The sequence below is a fragment of the Acidovorax sp. MR-S7 genome (genome assembly GCF_000400995.2).
Taxonomy (GTDB): domain Bacteria; phylum Pseudomonadota; class Gammaproteobacteria; order Burkholderiales; family Burkholderiaceae_C; genus MR-S7.
On sequence record NZ_DF238909.1, the window covers coordinates 40,912 to 62,493 of the forward strand.

Consider the following 21,582-nt stretch of genomic DNA (forward strand, 5'->3'; position numbering starts at 1 on the left):
CTCAGAGCCAGTTCGGCTTGCGCTTGTTCAGGAAGGACTGCACGCCCTCGCGGCCGTCGGCGCTCGCGCGGATGTCGGCGATGCCTTCCACGGTGGCGGCGATCAGGCCGGCATCGATCTCGCGCTCCGCCACGTCCTGCACGAGCTGCTTGCAGGCGCGCACGGCATGGGGGCTCGCGCTGGCGAGGGCCTTGGCGAGTTCATCGACCTTGGCGTCGAGCTGCTCGGCCACCACCACCTCGTGCACGAAGCCGATGCGCAGCGCCTCCGCCGCGCCGAAGCGCTCGGCCGTGAGGAAGTAGCGGTGCGCCGCGCGCGCGCCCATGGCGCGGATCACGTAGGGGCTGATGGTGGCTGGGATCAGGCCGATCTTCACCTCCGACAGGCAAAAGCCCGCCGTCTCCACCGCCACGGCCATGTCGCAGCAGGCCACGAGGCCCATGCCGCCGGCATACACGTCGCCCTGCACGCGCGCGATGGTGGGCCTGGGGCATTCGTAGATCACGCGCAGCATCTCGGCGAGCTTGCCCGCGTCGGCCATGTTTTCCTCGCGCGTGTAGTCGGCCATGCGGCGCATCCAGTTGAGGTTGGCGCCCGCGCAGAAGGCCGGGCCCTCGGCGGCGAGCACCACGGCACGCACGTCGGCGCGCGCGCCTACCTCGAGGAAGGCGGCGGTGATCTCGGCGATGACCTCGTCGCTGAAGGCATTGCGCACCTCGGGCTGGGTCAGGGTGATGGTGGCGCGGTGGCCTTCGTAGCGGATGGTGAGGGCGCTCATGGGTGCGGTCTCCTTACATGCGGAACACGCCGAACTTCATGTCCGGGGTGGGCGCGTGGTGCGCGGCGGCCAGGCCCAGGGCGAGCACGCGGCGCGTGTCGGCCGGGTCGATGATGCCGTCGTCCCACAGGCGCGCGGTGGCGTAGTAGGGATGGCCCTGATCTTCGTACTGGCGGCGGATGGGCGCCTTGAAGGCCTCTTCCTCCTCCATGCTCCAGGTGCCGCCCTTGCCCTCGATGCCGTCGCGCTTGACGGTGGCCAGCACGCTCGCGGCCTGCTCGCCGCCCATCACGCTGATGCGCGCGTTGGGCCACATCCAGAGGAAGCGCGGGCTGTATGCACGGCCGCACATGCCATAGTTGCCCGCGCCGAAGCTGCCGCCGATGATGACGGTGAACTTGGGCACGTTGGCCGTGGCCACGGCCGTGACCATCTTGGCGCCGTGGCGCGCGATGCCCTCGTTCTCGTACTTGCGCCCGACCATGAAGCCGGTGATGTTCTGCAGGAACACCAGCGGGATCTTGCGCTGGCAGCACAGCTCGATGAAGTGCGCGCCCTTTTGCGCGCTCTCGGAAAACAGGATGCCGTTGTTGGCCACGATGCCCACGGGCATGCCCTCGATGCGCGCGAAGCCGCAGACCAGGGTGTTGCCGAAGCGGGCCTTGAATTCGTCGAATTCGCTGCCGTCCACGATGCGGGCGATGATCTCGCGCACGTCGAAGGGCTTGCGCGTGTCCACGGGAATCACGCCGTAGAGTTCTTCAGCTGCATATTTAGGAGCTGCCGGCGCTTGCCCGGCGGGCGCTGGAGCCTGATTTCTATTCAAATTCGCCACGGCCGCGCGCGCCAGCGCCAGGGCGTGCATGTCGTTCTGCGCCAGGTGGTCGGCCACGCCCGACAGGCGCGTGTGCACGTCGCCGCCGCCCAGGTCCTCGCTGCTGACCACCTCGCCCGTGGCGGCCTTCACCAGCGGCGGGCCGCCCAGGAAGATGGTGCCCTGGTTCTTGACGATGATGGTCTCGTCGCTCATCGCGGGCACGTAGGCGCCGCCCGCCGTGCACGATCCCATGACCACGGCGATCTGCGCGATGCCCTGGGCGCTCATGTTGGCCTGGTTGTAGAAGATGCGGCCGAAGTGGTCGCGGTCGGGGAAGACCTCGTCCTGGTTGGGCAGGTTGGCGCCGCCCGAATCGACGAGGTAGATGCAGGGCAGCCGATTCTGCTGCGCCACTTCCTGCGCGCGCAGGTGCTTCTTCACCGTCATGGGGTAGTAGGTGCCGCCCTTCACCGTGGCGTCGTTGCACACGATGAGGCAGTCCACGCCGTTCACGCGGCCGATGCCGGCGATCAGGCCCGCGCCGGGCGCGTCGTTGCCGTACATGTTCAGCGCGGCCAGCGGCGCCAGCTCCAGGAAAGGCGTGCCGGGGTCCAGCAGCATCTCCACGCGCTCGCGCGGCAGCAGCTTGCCGCGCGCCACGTGCTTGGCGCGCGCGGCCTCGCCGCCGCCCAGGGCCATGCGGCCGATATGGTCCTTCAGGTCTTGCACCACGGCGCGCATGGCGGCGGCATTGGCGGCGAAGTCCGCGGAGCGGGGGTTGAGCTGGGATTCCAGGATCGGCATGGGTGGGCTTCCGGCAAGGTACGAGTTCCACGATTGTGGTGCGATGCGCGGCGCGAGTCACCCGTGCTTCCCCGCCAGGCAGGTTGCAAATCGCGCCACGCATTCACCCGATATGCGGCACACTCCGTGCCATGCAGCCGCAACCCGCCCAGCCCCTCGTCGCCGCCACGCCCATCGCCTTCGTGCAGGCCATCATGCGTGCCTACGACCGCCACGGACTGCCACGCGAGGCCGCTCTCCTGGCGCTGGACAGGGCACGGATTGCGCCAGAGCAACTGGCCGACCCCGGCGCACGCATCACCGCCTGGCAGATGCAGCAGCTGTCCGAGCACGCCATGCGCGCGCTGGACGACGAGGCACTGGGCTGGTTCAGCCGCCGCCTGCCCTGGGGCAGCTACGGCATGCTCGCGCGCGCCAGCCTCAGCGCGCCCACGCTGCGGGTGGCGCTGGCGCGCTGGTGCCGGCACCACGGCCTGATCGCGCCCGACATCGCCCTCGCGCTGCGCTGCGAGGGTGGCGTGGCCCACATCGAGATCACCGAGCTGGCCAGCCTGCCGGCCGGCATGCGCGAGTTCTGCCTCGTCTCGGTGCTGCGCAACATCCACGGGCTGGCCTGCTGGTACATCGACTCGCGCATCCCGCTGCTGGGCGCATGTTTTCCCTTCGCCGCGCCCGCGCACGCGCCGGCCTATGCGGTGCTGTTCCCCGGTGGCACCACCTTCCAGGCCGCGCACGCGGCCCTGTCCTTCGACGCGCAGTACCTGCAGCTGCCGCTGAGGCGCGACGAGCGCGCGCTGCGCCAGATGCTGCAGAACGCCCTGCCGCTCACGGTGCTGCAGTACCGGCGCGACCGGCTGCTGGTGCAGCGCGTGCGCCAGTTGCTGCAGGACGAGCCCGGCGCCATGCACAGCGCCGAGGCTCTGGGCGCGCGCATGCACATGTCGCCGCGCACGCTGCACCGCCAGCTCAAGGACGAAGGCGCCACGCTGCAGGCGCTCAAGGACGAGGTGCGCCGCCACCGCGCCACCGAGCTGCTGCTGCGCAGCCGCCGCCCCGTCAAGCAGGTGGCCGAGGCGGCGGGCTTCCAGAGCGAGAAGAGCTTCATCCGCGCCTTCCGCGGCTGGACGGGGCACTCGCCGGCGGAGTTCCGCCGCCAGGGCACGCCCACGGCCTGATCCGCGACCTGCGTGGCGCGCGGCGCACCCCCGCCCGGTTGACAGCCGCCCGCCCCGGCGGCCACGATGCACGCCACCATGATCGTTCTACACCACTGCGTCAGCGCCCGTTCGTTCCGCCCCCTGTGGATGCTGGAGGAGGCGGGCGTGCCCTACCGCCTGCGCATGCTGCCCTTTCCGCCGCGCGTGCAGGCCCGCCAGTTCCTGGAAGACAACCCGCTGGGCACCGTGCCGCTGCTGGAGGACGGCGCTGCGCGCATGACCGAGTCGGCCGCCATGTGCCAGTACCTCGCGGCGCGCCATGGCGAAGGGCGCCTCGACGTGGCCGTGGACGACCCGGCCTATGGCGCCTACCTGAACTGGCTGCACATGAGCGACGCCACGCTCACCTTCCCGCAGACACTGGTGCTGCGCTATACCCACTTCGAGCCCCCGGAGCGCCGCCAGCCCCAGGTGGCGCAGGACTATGCACGCTGGTTCCTCGCGCGCCTGCGCGCCGTGGACGCCGCCCTGCAGCAGGGCGAATTCCTCTGCGCCGGCCGCTTCACCGCCGCCGACGTGGCCGTGGCCTACGCGCTGCACCTGGCGCAGCACCTGGGCCTGGACGCGCAGTTCACGCCCGCCGTCGCCGGCTACTGGCAGCGGCTGCAGGCGCGCCCCGCGTTCCAGCGCGCGCTGCAGGCACAGCACCGCGCCGCGCTGGAGCAAGGCGTGGACCCCACCCCTTCGCCCGACCTGAGATGACCACCGACACCTTCGACTACGTCATCGTGGGCGCCGGCATGGCCGGCTGCCTGCTGGCCCACCGCCTGAGCGAGGACGGTCGCCACACCGTGTGCCTGCTCGAATCGGGGCCGCCCGACAGCCACCCCTTCATCCACATCCCGGCCGGCTTCATCAAGGTGGGCTACGACCCGCGCTACACGTGGCCCTTCGAGACCGCGCCCAGCGAGGGCACGGCGGGCCGGCGCGTGACCACGCGGCTGGGGCGCACGCTGGGCGGCTCCAGCGCCATCAACGGCTTCAACTACGCGCGCGGCACCGCGCGCGACTACGACGGCTGGGCGGCCCAGGGCAACCCGGGCTGGAGCTATGACGAGGTGCTGCCTTACTTCCAGCGCACCGAGCGGCGCATCGGTGGCAGCGACGAACCTCACCGCGGGCGCGACGGCCTGCTGCCCATCACCGACTGCGACTGGCGCCACCCGCTGTGCGACGGCTTCATCGCCAGCGCGCACGCGCTGGGCATCGGCCCAGCCGGCGACTACAACCTGGGAGTGCAGGCGGGCGCGGGCTACTACCAGCGCTGGATCCACAAGGGCCGCCGCGTGAGCGCGGCCACGGCCTTCCTCAAGCCCGCGCGCGGGCGCGCCAGCCTGGACGTGCGTACCGGCGCGCATGCCGCGTCCATCGTGTTCGAGAGCCGCCGCGCCGTGGGCGTCGAAGTGCTGATGCAGCCGGGCAACGCGCGCCGCACGGTGCGCGCGCGGCGCGCGGTGATCCTGTGCGCGGGCGCCATCAACAGCCCCAAGCTGCTCCAGCTCTCGGGCGTGGGGCCGCTCGGCTGGCTGCAGGCGCTGGGCATTCAGCCAGTGCATGCACTGGAGGGCGTGGGCCAGCGGCTGCAGGACCATTTCATGGTGCGCTCCGTGGTGCGCGTGCAGGGCGTCACCACCATCAACAGCACGGCGCGCGGCTGGCGCCTGGGGCTGGAGATCGCCAAGTGGGCGCTGGGCCGGCCCAGCGTGCTGGCCATCAGCCCGTCGGTGGCCTATGCGTTCGCCGCCTCGCGGCCGGGGCTGGACGCGGCGGATCTGCAGTTCCACTTCTCGCCGGGCAGCTATGCCTCGGGCATCGCGGGCAGGCTCGACGGCTTTCCGGGCATGACGCTGGGCTTCTACCAGATGCGGCCCGCGAGCTGTGGCCACGTGCGCGCGCTGTCGGCCGACCCGTTCGCGTCGCCCGAGATCCAGCCCGCCTACCTGGCGCGCGAGGAAGACCGCCGCGTGGTGATCGACGGCCTGCGGCTCACGCGCCGCATCCTGCACGCGCCCCCGCTGCAGCCCTACGTGCTGCGCGACGAGGCACCGCCCGCCGAGGCGGTGAGCGACGAAGACCTCCTGGACTACGCGCGCCAGCGCGGCGGCACCGCCTGGCACTTCATGGGCACCTGCCGCATGGGGCCGGCGCACGACGCATCGGCGGTGGTGGATGCGCAGCTGCGCGTGCACGGCCTGGAGGGCCTGCGCGTGGCCGACGCCTCGGTGATGCCGGCCATGCCCTCTGGCAACACCGGCGCTCCGACCATGATGATCGCGGAGAAGGCAGCGGACCTGCTGCTGCGGGCCTAGCCGGGGAAGGCACAACTGTCAGCGCGAACTGTACCTATCCCAATAGGTACAGCGGGCTTACAGTAGACATTCGCATGCTGTCCCGCTCCACGGGCGCGGCCAGCGGCGGGTACAGATGGATCGCGAGATCCGCACCGCCAGCAATGGCGTCAAACAGGAGACAAGCCATGACAGGAATCCGCCAGATCGCCCAAGCGGCCGCCGCCGCACTCACGGTGGCATACGCCTTCGCCGCCCACGCGCAGGACATCAAGATCGGCTACACGGCCGACCAATCCGGCAGCGGCGTGGCCGAGCTGGGCATCGCCGGCCGCTGGGGCTTCGAGGCCGCCATCGAGGACGTCAACAAGGCCGGCGGCATCCTGGGCAAGAAGGTGGTCGGCGTGATCCGCGACGACCAGGGCACACCGCCGAAGGCCATCCAGACGGTGCAGGACCTGCTCGACAGCGAGAAGGTGCAGGCGCTGGTCGGCCCCGCCAACTCGGGCAACGCGCTGGCCTGGCTGCACATTCCGCAGCAGAAGAAGATTCCCGTGGTGGTGCCCATCGGCACGGCCACCGAGATCACCACGCGCTACGCCAAGGAGCCGCAGAACTACCTGTTCCGCGTGTCGATGGTGGATCGTGAGCAGGTGTCGCTGCTGGCCGCGTATGCGGTCAAGGCGTCCAAGGACAAGAAGATCGCCGTGCTGGCCGACTCCACCGGCTACGGCCAGGGCGGCATCAAGGACGCGACCGAGGTGCTGGCGCTGCACGGCGTGAAGCCCGTGGCCGTCGAGAAGTACGGCCCCAAGGACACGGACATGACCTCGCAGCTCAACAAGATCAAGGCCGCGGGGGCCGACACCGTCATCATCTACGGCATCGCCGACGGCGCCGCGCAGGTGGTGCGCAGCATGGAGAAGATCAACTACATGCCCGTCACGCTGGGCACCTGGGGCAACCTGAGCTCGCTGTTCCCGAAGATGACCGGCCCCAAGCTGTCCGAGCACCTGATCCTGGCCGCGTCCACCACCGAGGACACCTCCGCCAAGACCAAGGCCCTGGGCGAGCGCGTGCGCAAGAACTTCCCCGCGCTGACCTGCTTCCCCTGCGCCGCGCAGGCCTACGACTCGGTGATGCTGCTGGCCGCCGCGATGAAGCAGGCGAACACCACCGACGGCGAGAAGGTCGCCGCCGCGCTGGAGAACGTCAGCGGCGTACAGGGCGTCATCAAGACCTACGACAAGCCCTTCAGCAAGACCATGCACGAGGGCCTGCACGTGGGCGACTTCTACCTCGCGCGCTGGAAGAACGGCACCGAGGTGCAGCGCTTCCAGGACGACGTGTACAAGTCCCTCACGCCTGCCGATCTCAAGCAGTGAGCTGAAAAACAGGAGCTGCTTGCGCTTGCTACAAGCCGGTTTCAGATGGATTTCATACTGAAACCGTTGTATGACAAGCGCCAGCAGCTCACTTTTTTGATATCTCCAGCGTCAGCGGAAGGCAGCGCATGGCCGAATCGATACTCCAGGCGATCTTCAGCGGCCTGGCCCTGGGCAGCATCTACGCGCTCGTGGCCGTGGGCTTCAACATCACCTTCAACACCACCAAGACGCTGAACTTCGGCCAGGGCGAGTTCCTGGTGGCCGGGGCCTTCGTCGCCGTCTCGGTGCTGCTGCTGCTCGCCGGCAAGCAGATGACCGATGCGCTGCTGCCCGAAGAAGTGACGATGACGCGCTACCTGCTGAGCCTCGCCGGCTCCATGGCGGTGCTGGCGCTGCTGGGCGTGCTGCTCTACTACGCGGCCGTGCGGCCCTTCGTGGGCCAGGGCGGCATGGCCTGGGTGATGAGCACCATCGGCTTCGGCATCATCATCCAGAACACGGCGCTCGCCATCTGGGGGCCGTCGCCGCTGGTCATGCCCTCGCCGCTGGGCAGCGACGTGATCCGCATTGGCGGCGCGGGCGTGCTGCCGCAGGAGGTGCTGGTGCTCGTGGCCAGCGTGGCCGTGCTGCTCACGCTGGACTGGGTGATGCGCCGCACGAAGATCGGCAAGGCCGTGCGCGCGGTGGCGCAGAACGGCGCCGCCGCCACGCTGATGGGCATCAACGTCAGTGCCATCGTGGTGCTGGCCTTCGTCATCAGCTCCAGCCTGGCGGGCCTGGCCGGGCTGCTGATCGCGCCCATCACCACCGCGTCCGTCTTCATGGGCATGACGCTGGCGCTGAAAGCCTTCTCGTCGGCCATCCTGGGCGGGCTCACCAGCCCGCGCGGCTGCATGCTGGGGGGCTTCATCCTCGGCGTGATCGAGGCGCTGGTGGGCCTGTGGCACGCGGAGCTGCGCGAGATCAGCATCTTCGTGCTCATCATCGTCGTGCTCGTGGTGCGCCCGCAGGGGCTGCTGGGCCAGCGCATCGTGGAGAAGGTGTGATGGGCAGCGAAAGCAAACACACCCTCTGGCTCGCCATCGTCGCCGCGCTGGCGGCGGCCGTGCCGCTGTTCACCGACAACGACTTCTACCTGCGCGTGCTGTTCCTCATCGGCGTCAACTACATCGCCGCCGCGGGCATGAACGTGCTGGTGGGCTACACCGGGCAGAAGTCGCTGGGCCACGCCGGCCTGTTCGCCGTGGGCGCCTACACCGTGGCGCTGCTCACCGCGCGCTGGGGCTGGAACCCGTGGCCGGCATTCGCCGCGGCGGGCGTGATGGCCGGCATCTTCGGCATCGTCATCGCGCTGCCCGCGCTGCGCGTGAAGGGCCCGGCGCTGGCGATGGTGACCATCGGCTTCGGCATCGTGGTGGAGAAGATCGTCTCCGAATGGCAGGACGTGTTCGCGGGCCAGCAGGGCATCTACGGCGTGCTGCCGCTGTCACTGGGCGGCACCATGTTCAGCTCCAAACATTGGGTGTGGTTCGTGCTGCTGCTGGGCGTGGCGCTGCACGTGATGCTGCGCCTGCTGCTGCGCGGGCGGTTCGGGCGCGCCTTCATGGCCGTGAACACCGCCGAGGTGGCGGCCGAGAGCGTGGGCATCAGCGTCTACCGCTTCAAGGTGCTGGCCTTCGTGATCAGCGCCGTCACCTGCGGGCTGGCGGGCGCGCTGATCGCGCAGCAGAACCAGTACATCAACTCCGACTTCATCACCTTCAACCTGTCGGTCTTCATCCTGCTGATGGTGCTGTTCGGCGGGCATTCGGTCTACGGGCCGCTGCTGGGCGCGGTGGTGCTCACGCTGCTGGACGCGTTCCTCTCGCGCTGGCCCGGCGTGCAGCATTTCACCTACGGCGCGCTGTTGCTGTTCGCGCTCTACGCCATGCCCGACGGGCTGGCCGGCTTCGTGAAGAAGATGGCGCGCCAATGGGCGCCGGGCCTGCTGCCGCCCGAGCCGCTGCCGCAGCAGCTCGCGCCCTGGCGTCCGCGCGGCGAGGCCGCCGCCGAAGAGATGCTGCTCGAAGCCCAGGGCCTCTACAAAGCCTACGGCGGCGTGGTGCCCACGAACAACGTGGACGTGCGCATCCGCGCGGGGCACGTGCACTCGCTGATAGGGCCCAACGGCGCGGGCAAGACCACGCTGCTCAACATCCTCTCGGGCATCGTGCCGCCCGACAAGGGCAGCATCCGCTTCAACGGCCGCGACGTGACCGGCCTGCCGCCCTACAGCATCGCCCGCGCGGGCCTGGGGCGCACCTTCCAGAACCTCAAGCTGTTCGCGGGCATGTCGGTGCTGGACAACGTCAAGCTCGGCCTGCACGCGCACATCCCCACGGGCTTCTTCGGCAGCCTGCTGGGGCGCGGCGGCGCGGCCGAGCGCGCCGCGCGCGACGAGGCGCTGCAAATCCTGGACGCCCTGGGCCTCAAGGACAAGGCGCAGGAGATCGCGGGCAGCCTGCCCTACGGCGTGCAGCGCCGGCTGGAGCTGGCGCGGGCGCTGGCCACGCACCCGCGCCTGCTGCTGCTCGACGAACCCGCCGCCGGCCTGAACCCGCAGGAGACGCAGGAGCTGGCGCAGGTGATCCTGCGCATCCGCGACCTGGGCATCACCGTGCTGCTCATCGAGCACCACATGGATCTGGTGATGGCCGTCTCCGACCACGTGATCGTGCTCGACTACGGCCAGAAGATCGCCGAGGGCGCGCCCGCCCAGGTGCAGAACGACCCGCGCGTGATCGCGGCCTACCTGGGCACCGACGATGGCGAAGCCGACGAGGAGGACACCGATGTCCGATGAACTGCTGCGCATCGACGACCTGCACGTGCACTACGGCGCCGTGCAGGCGCTCAAGGGCGTCTCGCTGCACGTGCGGGCGGGCGAGGTGGTCACCATCATCGGCGGCAACGGCGCGGGCAAGAGCACGCTGATGCGCTGCATCTCGGGCCTGGAGCCCGCGAAGGCCGGGCGCGTGCTCTTCCAGGGCCAGGATCTTGCCGCCACGCCCGGCCACCGGCGCGTGGCCCTGGGCATCGCCCAGTCGCCCGAAGGCCGGCAGGTGTTCGCCGACCAGACCGTGCGCGACAACCTGCTGCTGGGCGCCTACCACCGCAATGCCAGCGCGGCGGAGATCGAGGCCGACATCCAGGCGCAGTACGAGCGCTTCCCGCGCCTGGGCGAGCGCCAGCAGCAGATGGCGGGCACCATGTCCGGCGGCGAGCAGCAGATGCTGGCCATCGCCCGTGCCCTGATGGCACGGCCCCAACTGCTGCTGCTCGACGAGCCCTCGCTGGGCCTGGCGCCGCTGATCGTTAAGGAAATCTTCGACACCATCCGCAGCCTGCGCACGCTGGGCGTGACCATCCTGCTGGTGGAGCAGATGGCCAACCAGGCCCTGGCCGTGGCCGACCGGGGCTATGTGCTGGAGACCGGGCGCATCACGCTGGAAGGCCCAGGCCGCGAACTGCGCCGCGACCCGAAAGTGCGCGCCGCCTACCTCGGGGGACATTGACATGGACTTCGCGGAGAGCTTCGACTACGTGGTGGTCGGCGCGGGCGCGGCCGGCGCCATCGTGGCGCGGCGGCTGGCCGAAGACCCGGCCGTGAGTGTCTGCCTGCTCGAAGCCGGGCCGCCCGACCGCCACCCCTACCTGCACCTGCCGGCCGGCTTCATCAAGATGCTGTTCGACCCTGGCTATACGTGGACGTATGGCTCGGAGCCCGATGCGCGCACGCTGGACCGGCGCGTGCCGCTGCCGCAGGGCAAGACCCTGGGCGGGTCGAGCGCGATCAACGGCCTGATCTACAACCGGGGCCAGGCCGAGGACTACGACGGCTGGGCCGCCCTGGGCAACCCGGGCTGGTCGTTCGCCGAGGTGCTGCCGTACTTCCAGCGCAACGAGCGCTGGCTGGGCCCAGCCGGGAGCACGCGGCGCGGCACGGCGGGCCGGGTGCCGGTCACGCCCATCGACTGGACGCACCCGATCTGCGAGGCCTTCATCGCGGGCGCGCAGGAGCAGGGCCTGCCGCGCAACCCCGACTACAACGGCGACACGCAGGCGGGCGTGGGCTACTTCCAGCGCACCATCCACCGTGGCTGGCGCCAGAGCACGGCGCGCGGCTACCTGCGCCAGCCCCCTGCCAACCTGGCGGTGCGCCCCCATGCGCAGGCCACGCGCATCGTGTTCGACGGCACGCGCGCCGTGGGCGTGGCCTACGCGCACGGCGGCCCGCAGGGGAATGCCAAAGCGGTCGGCGCGCGGCGCGAGGTGATCGTCTGCGCGGGCGCGATCAACACGCCCCGGCTGCTGCAACTCTCGGGCATCGGCCCGGCCGAGCAGTTGCAGGCGCTGGGCCTGCCCGTGGTGCATTCCCTCGCAGGCGTGGGCGCGCATTTGAAAGACCACTTCTCGGTGCGCGTCGTCGGGCACGTGCGGCGCGGCAGCGCCGTCACCATCAACGAGCTGGCGCGCGTGCCGCGCCTGTGGGCGCAGGCGGCGCGCTGGCTCGCGGGCAAGCCCAATATCCTCGCGTTGAGCCCGTCGCTCGTGCACTTCTTCTGGCACTCCGGTTTGGGCGACGGCGTGCGGCCCGACCTGCAGGGCGTGTTCACCCCGGCCAGCTACCGCGAGGGCTACGTGGGCCAGCTCGACACCTACCCCGGCATGACCTGCGGCGTGTGGGCGCACCGCCCGCGCAGCGAGGGCGAGGTGCGGCTGCGCTCCAACGACCCGTGGGCCGACCCGCTGATCCGCCCCAACTACCTGTCGCACGAGGAAGACGTGCGCGTGCTCACCGCCGGCGTGCGCCTGGCGCGCGGCCTGCTGCGCACCCAGGCGCTCGCCCCCTTCTTCGAGGCCGAGGCCATGCCGGGCAAGGATGCCCAGAGCGACGCGGACATCCTCGCCTACATCCGCCGCTACGGCGTCTCGTCCTACCACCTGTGCGGCACGGCGCGCATGGGGCCCGCCGCCGACGCGGGCGCCGTGGTCGATGCGCGGCTGCGCGTGCACGGCCTGCAAGGGCTGCGCGTGGCCGATTCGTCGGTCATCCCGGCCATCCCCTCGGCCAACATCTGCGCCGCGTCGATGATGATCGGCGAGAAGGCGGCCGACCTTATTCTGGGAAGAAACCCATGCTGACTCCGCATGAAAACGCCACCATCGGCGGCGTGCTGCAGGAGGCCGCCGCCGAATTCGGCGACCGGCCCCTGCTGGTGGCCCCACCCAACCCCGCGCGCGCCTACGACCCCGAGGGCCGCACCATCACCTATGCGCAAGCAGCACAGGCGGTGCAAGGGCTCATGGACCGCTACCGCACGGCGGGCTACGGCAAGGGCCACCGCATCGCCCTGCTGCTGGAAAACCGCCTGGAGCACATGCTGCACAAACTGGCGATGAATGCGCTGGGCATCTGCTGCGTGCCCGTCAACCCCGACTACCGCCCGCGCGAGCTGGCCTACCTGATCGACCACGCGCACGTGGACCTGGCCGTGGTGCTGCAGTCGCGCCAGGCCGACTGGCAGGCCGGCGCGCGCGAGGCCACGTGGCAGCCGCCCACCGTGGTCTTCGAGCAGTTCGACGCCGCCCTGCCTCCATCTCCCTCGCCAGCGACGGACTGGACGCCCGAGGCCGACACGCCCGCAAGCATCCTCTACACCTCGGGCACCACGGGCCGGCCCAAGGGCTGCGTGCTCTCGCACCGCTACGAGCTGGCCGCTGGCGCCTACTACGCCACGCGCGGTGGCCTCGTTGATTTCCGGCCCGAGGGCGAGCGCATCTACAACCCGCTGCCGCTGTTCCACGTCAACGCGTCCATCCTCTCGTTCCAAGCGGCGCTGCTCACGGGCAGCTGCCAGATCCAGACCGACCGCTTCCAGCCCACGCGCTGGTGGAGCGAGGTGCGCGATACGCGCGCCACTATCGTCCACTACCTGGGCGTGATCGCGCAGATGCTCTGCGTGCAGCCGCCTTCACCCGGCGACAAAGACCACTGCGTGCGCTTCGGCATGGGCGCGGGCGTGGAGCCGCAACTGCACGCGGCGTTCGAAGAGCGCTTCGGCTTCCCGCTGCTCGAACTCTGGGGCATGACCGAGAACGTGCGCATCCTCATCGACTGCCAGCCCCCGCGCCAGGTGGGCACGCGCGCCTTCGGCCGCGCCACGCCCGGCATCGACGTGCGCGTGGCGGACGATGCGGGCAACGACGTGCCCGACGGCACGCCCGGCGAAATGCTCATCCGCCATTCAGCCGCAACGCCGCGCAAAGACTTCTTCTCGGGCTACCTCGACGACGAGCCCGCCACCGAGGCCGCGTGGCGCGGCGGCTGGTTCCACACCGGCGACGTGGTCACGCGCGACGCCACGGGCATGCTGCACTTCGTGGAGCGGCGCAAGAACATCATCCGCCGCTCGGGCGAGAACATCGCGGCGGCCGAGGTCGAAGCCTGGCTGCTGACGCACCCCGACGTGGAGATGGCCGCCGTCATGGCCGTGCCCGACGACATCCGCGAAGAGGAAGTGCTGGCCTGCATCGTGCTCAAGCCCCATGCACGCAAGGCACCAGACACGCAGGCCCTGCTGCGCTCGTTGTTCGCGCATTGCGAGGCGGGGCTCGCGTACTTCAAGACACCGGGCTGGGTCTGGTTCAGCGAGCAGATCCCGACCACAGGCACGCAGAAGATCCAGAAGCACAGCATCTTCGGCCCGGGCGTGGACCCGCGCACGCTGCCGGGCATGCACGACCTGCGTGCGTGGAAGAAGCGCCAGAAGAAGGCCCAAGGCTGAAACGCCATGCCCTCATCCGCGAAGCCGCTCCAGCGCGCGCGCGAAGCGCGGATCCTGCACCGCGTGCGGATTGCAGCGCGACCAGGGGCTGACCCGCTCGCTGTCCACGCTGAAGATGTTGCCGGGCGCCATCACGATGTCCAGGTCCAGCATGGACTGCGCGAGCGCCTGGGCATCGTCGAAGCCGGGCCAGCGCGCCCAGATGAACAGCGAGTGCGCGGGGCGCACGAACACCTCGGCCCCCATGCGGTCGAGCAGCGCGTAGGCGTTGTGGGTGGCCTCGGCCAGCTGGGCCCGCAGCTGCTCCAGGTGCCTGGCATGGCGCCGCTCGGCCAGCAGCGTCTCGACGGCGCGCTCGGCGTATTCCGAGCTGCTGACGGCGGTGAGGATCTTGAGGTCGGCCAGATCCTGCGCCAGGTCCGCGCTGCAGGCGACGTAGCCCACGCGCAGCGCGGCCGACAGCGACTTAGAGAAGCTGCCGAGGTAGAGCGTGCGCTCCAGCCCGTCCAGCGCCGACAACCGCGGCGCCGTGGCGGGGCGGAAGTCGCTCAGCGCATCGTTCTCGACCAGCAGCAGGTTGTGCTGTTCGGCCAGGCGCAGCACCGCCTGCGCCTTGGCTTGAGACAGGTCCGAGCCCGTGGGATTGTGGGCCAGCGACTGCGTGAAGAAGAGGCGCGGGCGCTCGGCCTGAAGCACGTGTTCCAGCGCCTGCAGGTCGGGGCCGTCCGCCAGGCGCGGCACGCCCACGATCCGGGCGCCGGCCAGGTGCAGCTTGCCCAGCAGCGGGTAGTAGCCGGGGTCGTCGATCAGCACCACGCCGCCGGGCGGAACGAAGTAGCGCACGATCAGGTCCATGGCCTCGTTGGCGCCGTGGGTCAGCACGATCTGCTGGGGGTGGGCATCGATGCCCACATCCGCCAGGCGCCGCACGAGGCGGTGGCGCAGCGGGGCGTAGCCCAGCCGGTCGCCGTAGCGGAACAGCGCGCCCAGTCCGCCGCGCGCCACCTTGTGGTGCGAGCGATCCAGCCGCGCCCCGGCCAGCCATTCGGACGGCGGGAACGCATCGCCCACCGCCAGTTGCCCGGGCTCGTTGCGCAGCTGCATGCGCATGAGCCAGACGATGTCCATGGCCCGGCGCCGCGACGGGTTGTCGGCGCTCTCACCGGCCTGGTGGACCTGGTGCACGGCCTCCTTGACGAAGAAGCCCGCGCCGCGCCGGGGCTCCACCAGCCCCCGGGCCACCAGCAGCTCGAAGGCCGAGACCACCGTGTTCTTGCCGTAGCCGCGCGATGCCGCGATCTCCCGCAGCGAGGGCAGCTTGTCGCCGCTGCGGTATGCGCCGCCCCGGATCTGCCGCTCCAGCGAATCCGCCAGCACGATGAACAAGGGGTCAGGTGTGGCGCTCATGTGCCCGCACTGTACCTGTGCCCGCCCGCCGCCCGTCCCGATTCCCTCACCCGCCATTGCCCTATCCACCATGACCACCATTGACTCCCGCCTGCCCCGCTTCCGCTCCATGACCGTCCCGCAGCGCCTGCAGCACCTCGTGGCCGCCGCGCACCTGAGCGACGACGACGCCCGGCGGCTCGCCCACGCCGGCGCGCTGGACCCCGCCGTGGCCGACGGCATGATCGAGAACGTCGTCGGCACCTTCGAGCTGCCGCTGGGCGTGGCCGGCTACTTCCAGCTCAACGGCAAGGACGTGCTCGTGCCCATGGCGGTGGAGGAGCCCTCCGTCGTGGCGGCCGCCTCGTTCATGGCCAAGCTGGCGCGCGAGTGCGGCGGCTTCGAGACGTCGAGCACCGCCCCGCTGATGCGCGCGCAGGTGCAGGTGCTGGGCCTGACCGACCCGCACGGCGCACGCCAGTCGCTGCTGCGCCGCCGCCAGGAAATCATCGACCTGGCCAACCAGCGCGACAAGGTGCTCATCGGCCTGGGCGGCGGCTGCCGCGACATCGAGGTGCACGTGCTGGAGAGCACGCGGCGCGGCGCCATGCTGGTGATGCACCTGATCGTGGACGTGCGCGACGCCATGGGCGCCAACACCGTCAACACCATGGCCGAATCCGTCTCGCCGCTGGTCGAGGCCATCACCGGCGGGCAGGTGCGCCTGCGCATCCTCTCCAACCTGGCCGACCTGCGCCTGTCGCGCGCCCGCGTGGCCCTGTCGCCCGAGGTGCTGACCACGGCCGACTACGACGGCCGCGACATGATCGAGCGCATCCTCGACGCCTACGAGTTCGCCGCCGTCGACCCCTACCGCGCCGCCACGCACAACAAGGGCATCATGAACGGCATCGACCCGGTGATCGTCGCCACCGGCAACGACTGGCGCGCGGTGGAGGCCGGCGCCCACGCCTGGGCCTGCCGCAACGGGCACTACGGCTCGCTGACGCGCTGGGAGAAGGACGCGCGCGGCTGGCTGGTCGGCAGCCTGGAGATGCCCATGCCCGTGGGCCTGGTGGGCGGCGCCACCAAGACCCACCCGCTGGCGCGCCTGTCGCTCAAGATCATGGGCGTGCAGACGGCACAGGAGCTGGGCGAGACCGCCGTGGCCGTGGGCCTGGCGCAGAACCTGGCCGCCCTGCGCGCGCTGGCCACCGAAGGCATCCAGCGCGGCCACATGGCGCTGCACGCGCGCAACATCGCCATCGTGGCCGGCGCGACGGGTGCCGAGATCGACCACGTCGCCCGCCAGATGGCGCAGGAGAAGGACGTGCGCACCGACCGGGCGCAGGCGCTGCTGGCCGCCCTGCGCGCAGGAAATTAGGCCCAATTGACCTCCAGCGCTTACCCATCAAGCGCTGGCAGCTATCAAAAACTGAGCAATCAGCCCAGCAAGGCGGGCAGCTCCGCCATATCCGCGATGATGCGCACCGCCCCGGCCGCGCGCAGGTCCTCGGGCGAGCCATGGCCGATGCTGGAAGGGCTGTAGCCCACCACGGTGGCGCCCGCGGCCACGCCGGCGGTGACGCCGGTCACGGTGTCTTCCACCACCAGGCAACGCGCGGGCGGAATGCCCAGCGCGGCGGCGGCGGCCAGGTACACGTCGGGCGCGGGCTTGGTGGCCGGCATCTCGTGGCCGCTGAACACACGGCCTGCGAACAGCGGGGCCAGCCCCACCTGTTCGAGCTGCATCTCCACCTTCTGCCGGTCGGCCCCGGAGGCACAGGCGATGCGCCCTCCCAGGCGCGCATGCACGGCGCGCACGGCCTCGGGCGCATTCGGGATGGCGACCAGCTCGGCGCGCAGGCGTACGTTGCGGCGCTCGTAGAACTCGGCCAGCCAGGCGTCGGTGAACGGGCGGCCAGTCTCAGCCTCGATGCGGGCAGCCTCGCTGCGCACGGTGCGGCCGATGAACAGGCGCAGGCATTCGGCGGGCGACAGGTCCCAGCCGGCTTCGCCCAGCATCTGGCACAGCACGCCGTTGGTGATGGGTTCGCTGTCGACGAGCACGCCGTCGCAGTCGAAAAGAATGGCATCAAAGGTCATGGAGGTCTTGCGGTACGGGCGCCGGCGCGTGCAGCACGTCCATGCGCCCCGGTTCATAGATGGCCACCTGGTTGCGGCCGGCCTGCTTGGCGCGGTAGAGCGCTGCGTCGGCCTGCTGGAAGAGCGCCTGCGCGGCGTCCACGCCGGCACGGGGCTGGCCCGGCGGCGCAGCCACGTCGCGCGGACGCAGGCTGGCCACGCCGACGCTGATGGTCACGCGGTCGCCCTGGGGGTTGGCGCTGTGCTCTAGCGCGAGCGCGTTCACCGCCTCGCACAGCCGCTGCGCGGCCTGCGCCGCGAAGGTGGCGTCGGTGCCGGGCAGCAGCACGGCGAATTCCTCGCCGCCATAGCGCGCGACGAGGTCGCTCGCGCGCAGCACCGCGCCCGACGACAGCGCGCGCGCCACGCTCTGCAGGCACTGGTCGCCGGCCACGTGGCCGTAGCGGTCGTTGTAGGCCTTGAAGTGGTCCACGTCGATCATCAGCAGCGCGAGCGAGCTGCCGTCGCGCTCGGCGCGGCTCCACTCCTGCGCCACGACCTCGTCGAGCGCGAGGCGGTTGGCCACCTGGGTGAGCGCGTCCAGGCGCACGCGCTCCTCCAGCGCCGCACGGTAGCGGGCCAGCTGCTCCTCGGCGTGCTTGCGCTCGGTGATGTCCTGCACGGTGCCGGTCATGCGCGCGGGGCCGGCCTCGTCGTCGCTGCCGTATTCGCCCCAGACCTCGATCCAGCGCATCTGCCCGTCGCTCGGCCGCAGGATGCGGTACTGGGTGCGCAGCGGCGCGCGGCCCGAGAGCGCGCGGCCGTGGATATCGAGAACGCGCTCGCGCTCCTCGGGGTGCAGCATGGCGACCCATTGGTGCAGCGTCATGTAGCCGTCTGCGGGGAGGCCGAACATGGCGCTGGCCATGCGCGACATGAAGAACTCGGCCCGCGCCGCGTCGTAGGCGAAGTAGCCCACGGAGGCGGCCTGCTGCGCGTTCTCCAGCCAGCGCATGTTGCGCTCCAGCTCGGTCTTGAGCGCGCGCTCGCGCCGCCATGCGCGCCACTGCCACAGCACGGCCATGCTGCCCGCCCACAGCAGGCCCAGGCTGGCCAGCAGCGCCAGGGCCAGCCATTCGCGGCGCTGGGCATCGGTGAAGGCGTCGGCCACGTCCATCTTGGAAATGAGCAGCCAGGGCGAGTCGGGCACGGTGCTGACCATGGCCAGCACCCGCTCGTTGCGGTAGTCGCGCCCGTACAGCGTGCCGCGCGCGCCCAGCGCTGCGCGCTGCACCGGGTCGTCGTTGTCCGCCCCGGCGAGGGGCTCGCGCAGCGTCAGCGGCTCGTCGAAGCGGTGGCGCAGCGGGCTCAGGTACAGCACCTCGTCGCCGTCGCGCTCCACCAGGACGGATTCGGCCGTGCGGCTGGCCGAAGGCCAGGCGTCCAGCAGCGGATAGAGGGTGGTGCGCACGTCGCTCACCAGCCACACGGCGGCCACGGGGCGCACGCCGTCGAACACGGGCGCGAGCACGCCGAAGATGGGGAAGGCGAACAGCGCGTTGCGGTGCATCTCCACCATCGCCGGCTCGGCCTGATCCAGCGCGCGCTGCAGCACCTGGCGCGCGGGCAGCGGCAGTTGCCCGTTCGCCGGGCCCGCGGGCGACAGCAGCAGTTGCCCGTCCGGCGAGACGAGGTAGGCGGCGGTGTATTTCGCGCGCTCGACCATGGTGCGCAGCCGCTCGCGCACCAGCGCCTCGCGCTCCGGCGCGGGAGTGGCCTGCCAGCGCGCCACGGCCTGTGCGAAGAGGCTGTCGTCGAGCAGGGCCGCGCCCTCGGCGAGCCGCCGCTGGCGCCAGTCGGCCACGCTCTGGGCCTGCAGCATGTTGGCCACGCGCAGCGCGCTCTCGACCTGGTGGCGGTAGCGCTTCTCGCGGTCCTGGTAGACCTCGTAGGCACCCCAGCCCATCGCCATCACCAGTCCCAGCGCGGCCAGCGGCAGTATCCACCAGGCCCAGGGGCGCCGGCGGCGCGGGTCGTGGGACGCTGCAACGGTCATCGATGGTGCGCGGCGGAGTGAGGATTCTTGGGAGCGTGCGTGCGTGTCTGGATACTATGTCACATTTTGTAGAGCCCCCTTTCCGAGGAGCCCGCGCATGACCGACCAGCCGCCCCTTTTCACGCGCCGCACGTGCCTGGCGCGCTCGCTGGCCACCCTGGCGGCCGCTCCCACGGCACTCACGCCGCTCACGGCCCTCGCCCAGCCGCGCGCGGGCGAGCGGCAGGCGGTGACGATCAACATGTCGTTCGAGCCCGAGAGCCTGGACCCCACCATGGCCGCAGCCGCCGCCGTGGGCGAGGTGACGCACTACAACGTGTTCGAGGGGTTGACCAAGATAGAGGAAAGCGGCGCCATCGCCCCGCTGCTGGCCGAATCGTGGCAGCAGGACCCGGGCGGGCTGGCCTACACCTTCCGCCTGCGCCAGGGCGTGCGCTTCCACGACGGCGCGGCGCTGGACGCGTCCGCCGTGCGCTTCTCATGGGAGCGCTCAGGCGCGCCGGGCTCGACCAACAAGGCACGCAAGGCGCTGTTCGACAACATCGCCTCCATCGGCACGCCCGATGCGCACACGGTGGTGCTCACGCTGCACCGCCCCGACGCGCACCTGCTCTTCCGCCTGGGCGAGAACACGGCCGTGGTGCTGCACCCGGACAGCGCCGCGCAGGCCGCCACCGACCCCGTGGGTACCGGGCCGTACCGCGTCGCGGGCCGCCAGCCCGGCCACTCCATCACCCTGGCCAAGACCGACACCTACCGCCAGGCGGCGTCCGTGTCCATGGCGCGCGCCACCTTCCGCTTCCTGAGCGAGCCCGACGACCAGCTCGCCGCCTTGCGGGCCGGGGAGATCGACCTGTTCTTCCACTACGCCACGCAGTCCGTCAACCGGCTGCAGGACGACGCCCGCTATCAGCTGCTGATCGGCTCGTCGGGCGGCAAGGGCATGCTGGCGCTGAACCACCGGCGCAAGCCGCTGAACGACCTGCGCGTGCGCCGCGCCATCACCCACGCCATCGACCGCGAGGCATTCATCCGCACCGTGCTCGAAGGGCGCGGCACGGCCATCGGCAGCCACTTTGCGCCCACCGACGCCGGCTACGTGCATCTGGCCACCACCTACCCCTACGACCCGGACCGCGCGCGCGCCCTGCTCAAGCAGGCAGGCGTGGGCAAGACGCTGGCACTCACGCTCAGCCTGCCGCCAGCGCCCTATGCGCGCGCGGGCGGCGAGGTGGTGGCGGCGCACCTGGCACAGGTGGGCATCACCGCGCGCATCGAGAAACTGACGTGGCCGCAGTGGCTGGCCGGCCCGTTCAAGGGCCAGTTCGACATGACCATCATCAACCACGTCGAGCCGCTGGACTACCTCATCTACACCGACCCGAACTACTACTTCGGCTACGACAGCCCCGCCTTCCGCGAACTGGCGCAGCGCCATGCCGAAGCCACCAGCGCGCGCGAGCGGCAGGTGCTGTTCGCCGCGCTGCAGCGCCACCTGGCCCAGGACGCGGTCAACGCCTGGATCTTCGCGCCCAAGATCGGCACGGTGGTGCGCAAGGGCCTGCACGGCGCGTGGATGAACTACCCCATCTTCGCGCACGACATCGGCGCGCTGCACTGGGCCTGAGGGCCTGCACACTCAGACGAACAACCCCTTGTGCTGCTCGCGCAGCAGGTTCTTCTGCACCTTGCCCATGGCGTTGCGCGGCAACTCCGCCGTGACGAAGCAGCGCTTGGGGATCTTGAAGTTGGCCAGTTGGCTCTTGAGCGCGCCGATGATCGCCTCGCCATCGAGCTGCGCGCCGGGCTTGGGCGTGACCACAGCCACGCCCACTTCGCCGAAGTCCGGGTGCGGCACGCCCACCAGCGCGCTTTCGGCCACGCCGGGCATCTCGTTGATGTAGCCCTCGATCTCGGCCGGGTAGACGTTGTAGCC

16 protein-coding genes and 1 pseudogene are annotated in these 21,582 nt (G+C 70.7%); 11 read left to right on the top strand and 6 right to left on the bottom strand.

The window, feature by feature from the left end; genetic code table 11:
- Position 1 precedes the first annotated feature (1 nt).
- Both AVS7_RS07340 and AVS7_RS07345 read right to left on the bottom strand, forming a co-directional pair.
- Positions 2 to 778 carry an enoyl-CoA hydratase/isomerase family protein gene (locus AVS7_RS07340; RefSeq protein WP_020227789.1) on the bottom strand — a complete coding sequence of 259 codons (777 nt, stop codon included), beginning with the start codon at positions 776 to 778 and terminating at the stop codon, positions 2 to 4.
- Positions 779 to 791: 13 nt separating this feature from the next.
- Positions 792 to 2,399: a carboxyl transferase domain-containing protein gene (locus AVS7_RS07345; RefSeq protein ID WP_020227790.1), complete on the bottom strand. Its 1,608-nt coding sequence runs from the start codon at positions 2,397 to 2,399 to the stop codon at positions 792 to 794.
- A 131-nt stretch (positions 2,400 to 2,530) separates the two neighbouring features.
- On the opposite strand from AVS7_RS07345, the gene AVS7_RS07350 reads away from it, so the two are divergent.
- The 9 genes from AVS7_RS07350 to AVS7_RS07390 all read left to right on the top strand — a co-directional run bounded on the left by AVS7_RS07350 (position 2,531) and on the right by AVS7_RS07390 (position 14,119).
- Positions 2,531 to 3,574, top strand: a complete 1,044-nt coding sequence (locus AVS7_RS07350) for an AraC family transcriptional regulator (protein WP_020227791.1) — start codon at positions 2,531 to 2,533, stop codon at positions 3,572 to 3,574.
- 78 nt (positions 3,575 to 3,652) lie between these two features.
- On the top strand, positions 3,653 to 4,318 hold the full coding sequence (locus AVS7_RS07355; protein ID WP_034690259.1) for a glutathione S-transferase family protein: 666 nt from the start codon (positions 3,653 to 3,655) through the stop codon (positions 4,316 to 4,318).
- Positions 4,315 to 5,925 carry a GMC family oxidoreductase gene (locus AVS7_RS07360; protein ID WP_020227793.1) on the top strand — a complete coding sequence of 537 codons (1,611 nt, stop codon included), beginning with the start codon at positions 4,315 to 4,317 and terminating at the stop codon, positions 5,923 to 5,925. The genes AVS7_RS07355 and AVS7_RS07360 overlap by 4 nt, the downstream gene beginning before the upstream one ends.
- A gap of 167 nt (positions 5,926 to 6,092) precedes the next feature.
- Positions 6,093 to 7,289: an ABC transporter substrate-binding protein gene (locus tag AVS7_RS07365; protein ID WP_020227794.1), complete on the top strand. Its 1,197-nt coding sequence runs from the start codon at positions 6,093 to 6,095 to the stop codon at positions 7,287 to 7,289.
- Between the two features lie 128 nt (positions 7,290 to 7,417).
- Entirely contained in the window at positions 7,418 to 8,338 is a 921-nt protein-coding gene (locus AVS7_RS07370) for a branched-chain amino acid ABC transporter permease (protein WP_020227795.1), read from the top strand.
- Positions 8,338 to 10,134 (top strand): ATP-binding cassette domain-containing protein, encoded by a 1,797-nt coding sequence (locus AVS7_RS07375; protein ID WP_020227796.1) that lies wholly within the window; start codon positions 8,338 to 8,340, stop codon positions 10,132 to 10,134. Before AVS7_RS07370 ends, AVS7_RS07375 begins: the two co-directional genes overlap by 1 nt.
- Positions 10,124 to 10,846 (top strand): ABC transporter ATP-binding protein, encoded by a 723-nt coding sequence (locus AVS7_RS07380; protein WP_020227797.1) that lies wholly within the window; start codon positions 10,124 to 10,126, stop codon positions 10,844 to 10,846. Before AVS7_RS07375 ends, AVS7_RS07380 begins: the two co-directional genes overlap by 11 nt.
- Position 10,847: 1 nt before the next feature.
- Positions 10,848 to 12,476, top strand: a complete 1,629-nt coding sequence (locus AVS7_RS07385) for a GMC family oxidoreductase (protein WP_020227798.1) — start codon at positions 10,848 to 10,850, stop codon at positions 12,474 to 12,476.
- Positions 12,470 to 14,119: an AMP-binding protein gene (locus AVS7_RS07390; RefSeq protein WP_020227799.1), complete on the top strand. Its 1,650-nt coding sequence runs from the start codon at positions 12,470 to 12,472 to the stop codon at positions 14,117 to 14,119. The genes AVS7_RS07385 and AVS7_RS07390 overlap by 7 nt, the downstream gene beginning before the upstream one ends.
- A gap of 12 nt (positions 14,120 to 14,131) precedes the next feature.
- Here the strand turns inward: AVS7_RS07390 and AVS7_RS07395 are convergent, their stop codons facing one another.
- Complete coding sequence (locus AVS7_RS07395) at positions 14,132 to 15,526, bottom strand: PLP-dependent aminotransferase family protein (RefSeq protein ID WP_024001111.1); 1,395 nt, start codon at positions 15,524 to 15,526, stop codon at positions 14,132 to 14,134.
- A 70-nt stretch (positions 15,527 to 15,596) separates the two neighbouring features.
- On the opposite strand from AVS7_RS07395, the gene AVS7_RS07400 reads away from it, so the two are divergent.
- Complete coding sequence (locus AVS7_RS07400) at positions 15,597 to 16,889, top strand: hydroxymethylglutaryl-CoA reductase, degradative (protein WP_020227801.1); 1,293 nt, start codon at positions 15,597 to 15,599, stop codon at positions 16,887 to 16,889.
- Positions 16,890 to 16,948: 59 nt separating this feature from the next.
- Here AVS7_RS07400 and AVS7_RS07405 read toward each other — a convergent pair whose 3' ends face one another.
- Together AVS7_RS07405 and AVS7_RS07410 are read right to left on the bottom strand one after the other, a co-directional pair.
- On the bottom strand, positions 16,949 to 17,611 hold the full coding sequence (locus AVS7_RS07405; protein WP_020227802.1) for an HAD family phosphatase: 663 nt from the start codon (positions 17,609 to 17,611) through the stop codon (positions 16,949 to 16,951).
- A complete protein-coding gene (locus AVS7_RS07410; RefSeq protein WP_020227803.1) occupies positions 17,601 to 19,646 on the bottom strand; it encodes a diguanylate cyclase in 2,046 nt (681 codons plus the stop codon). Before AVS7_RS07410 ends, AVS7_RS07405 begins: the two co-directional genes overlap by 11 nt.
- Positions 19,647 to 19,743: 97 nt before the next feature.
- Between AVS7_RS07410 and AVS7_RS07415 the strand changes: the two genes are divergently transcribed.
- The gene (locus AVS7_RS07415; RefSeq protein ID WP_020227804.1) at positions 19,744 to 21,273 is read left to right on the top strand and encodes an ABC transporter substrate-binding protein; all 1,530 of its coding nucleotides are present in this window, start codon (positions 19,744 to 19,746) and stop codon (positions 21,271 to 21,273) included.
- 12 nt (positions 21,274 to 21,285) lie between these two features.
- Here AVS7_RS07415 and AVS7_RS07420 read toward each other — a convergent pair.
- A pseudogene (locus AVS7_RS07420) lies at positions 21,286 to 21,582 on the bottom strand (malonyl-CoA synthase); the annotation flags it as partial.

Bases quoted from the DNA above. Each gene is read 5' to 3' on its own strand.
- AVS7_RS07340 (WP_020227789.1), bottom strand. From the start codon at position 778: ATGAGCGCCCTCACCATCCGCTACGAAGGCCACCGCGCCACCATCACC.
- AVS7_RS07345 (WP_020227790.1), bottom strand. From the start codon at position 2,399: ATGCCGATCCTGGAATCCCAGCTCAACCCCCGCTCCGCGGACTTCGCC.
- AVS7_RS07350 (WP_020227791.1), top strand. From the start codon at position 2,531: ATGCAGCCGCAACCCGCCCAGCCCCTCGTCGCCGCCACGCCCATCGCC.
- AVS7_RS07355 (WP_034690259.1), top strand. From the start codon at position 3,653: ATGATCGTTCTACACCACTGCGTCAGCGCCCGTTCGTTCCGCCCCCTG.
- AVS7_RS07360 (WP_020227793.1), top strand. From the start codon at position 4,315: ATGACCACCGACACCTTCGACTACGTCATCGTGGGCGCCGGCATGGCC.
- AVS7_RS07365 (WP_020227794.1), top strand. From the start codon at position 6,093: ATGACAGGAATCCGCCAGATCGCCCAAGCGGCCGCCGCCGCACTCACG.
- AVS7_RS07370 (WP_020227795.1), top strand. From the start codon at position 7,418: ATGGCCGAATCGATACTCCAGGCGATCTTCAGCGGCCTGGCCCTGGGC.
- AVS7_RS07375 (WP_020227796.1), top strand. From the start codon at position 8,338: ATGGGCAGCGAAAGCAAACACACCCTCTGGCTCGCCATCGTCGCCGCG.
- AVS7_RS07380 (WP_020227797.1), top strand. From the start codon at position 10,124: ATGTCCGATGAACTGCTGCGCATCGACGACCTGCACGTGCACTACGGC.
- AVS7_RS07385 (WP_020227798.1), top strand. From the start codon at position 10,848: ATGGACTTCGCGGAGAGCTTCGACTACGTGGTGGTCGGCGCGGGCGCG.
- AVS7_RS07390 (WP_020227799.1), top strand. From the start codon at position 12,470: ATGCTGACTCCGCATGAAAACGCCACCATCGGCGGCGTGCTGCAGGAG.
- AVS7_RS07395 (WP_024001111.1), bottom strand. From the start codon at position 15,526: ATGAGCGCCACACCTGACCCCTTGTTCATCGTGCTGGCGGATTCGCTG.
- AVS7_RS07400 (WP_020227801.1), top strand. From the start codon at position 15,597: ATGACCACCATTGACTCCCGCCTGCCCCGCTTCCGCTCCATGACCGTC.
- AVS7_RS07405 (WP_020227802.1), bottom strand. From the start codon at position 17,611: ATGACCTTTGATGCCATTCTTTTCGACTGCGACGGCGTGCTCGTCGAC.
- AVS7_RS07410 (WP_020227803.1), bottom strand. From the start codon at position 19,646: ATGACCGTTGCAGCGTCCCACGACCCGCGCCGCCGGCGCCCCTGGGCC.
- AVS7_RS07415 (WP_020227804.1), top strand. From the start codon at position 19,744: ATGACCGACCAGCCGCCCCTTTTCACGCGCCGCACGTGCCTGGCGCGC.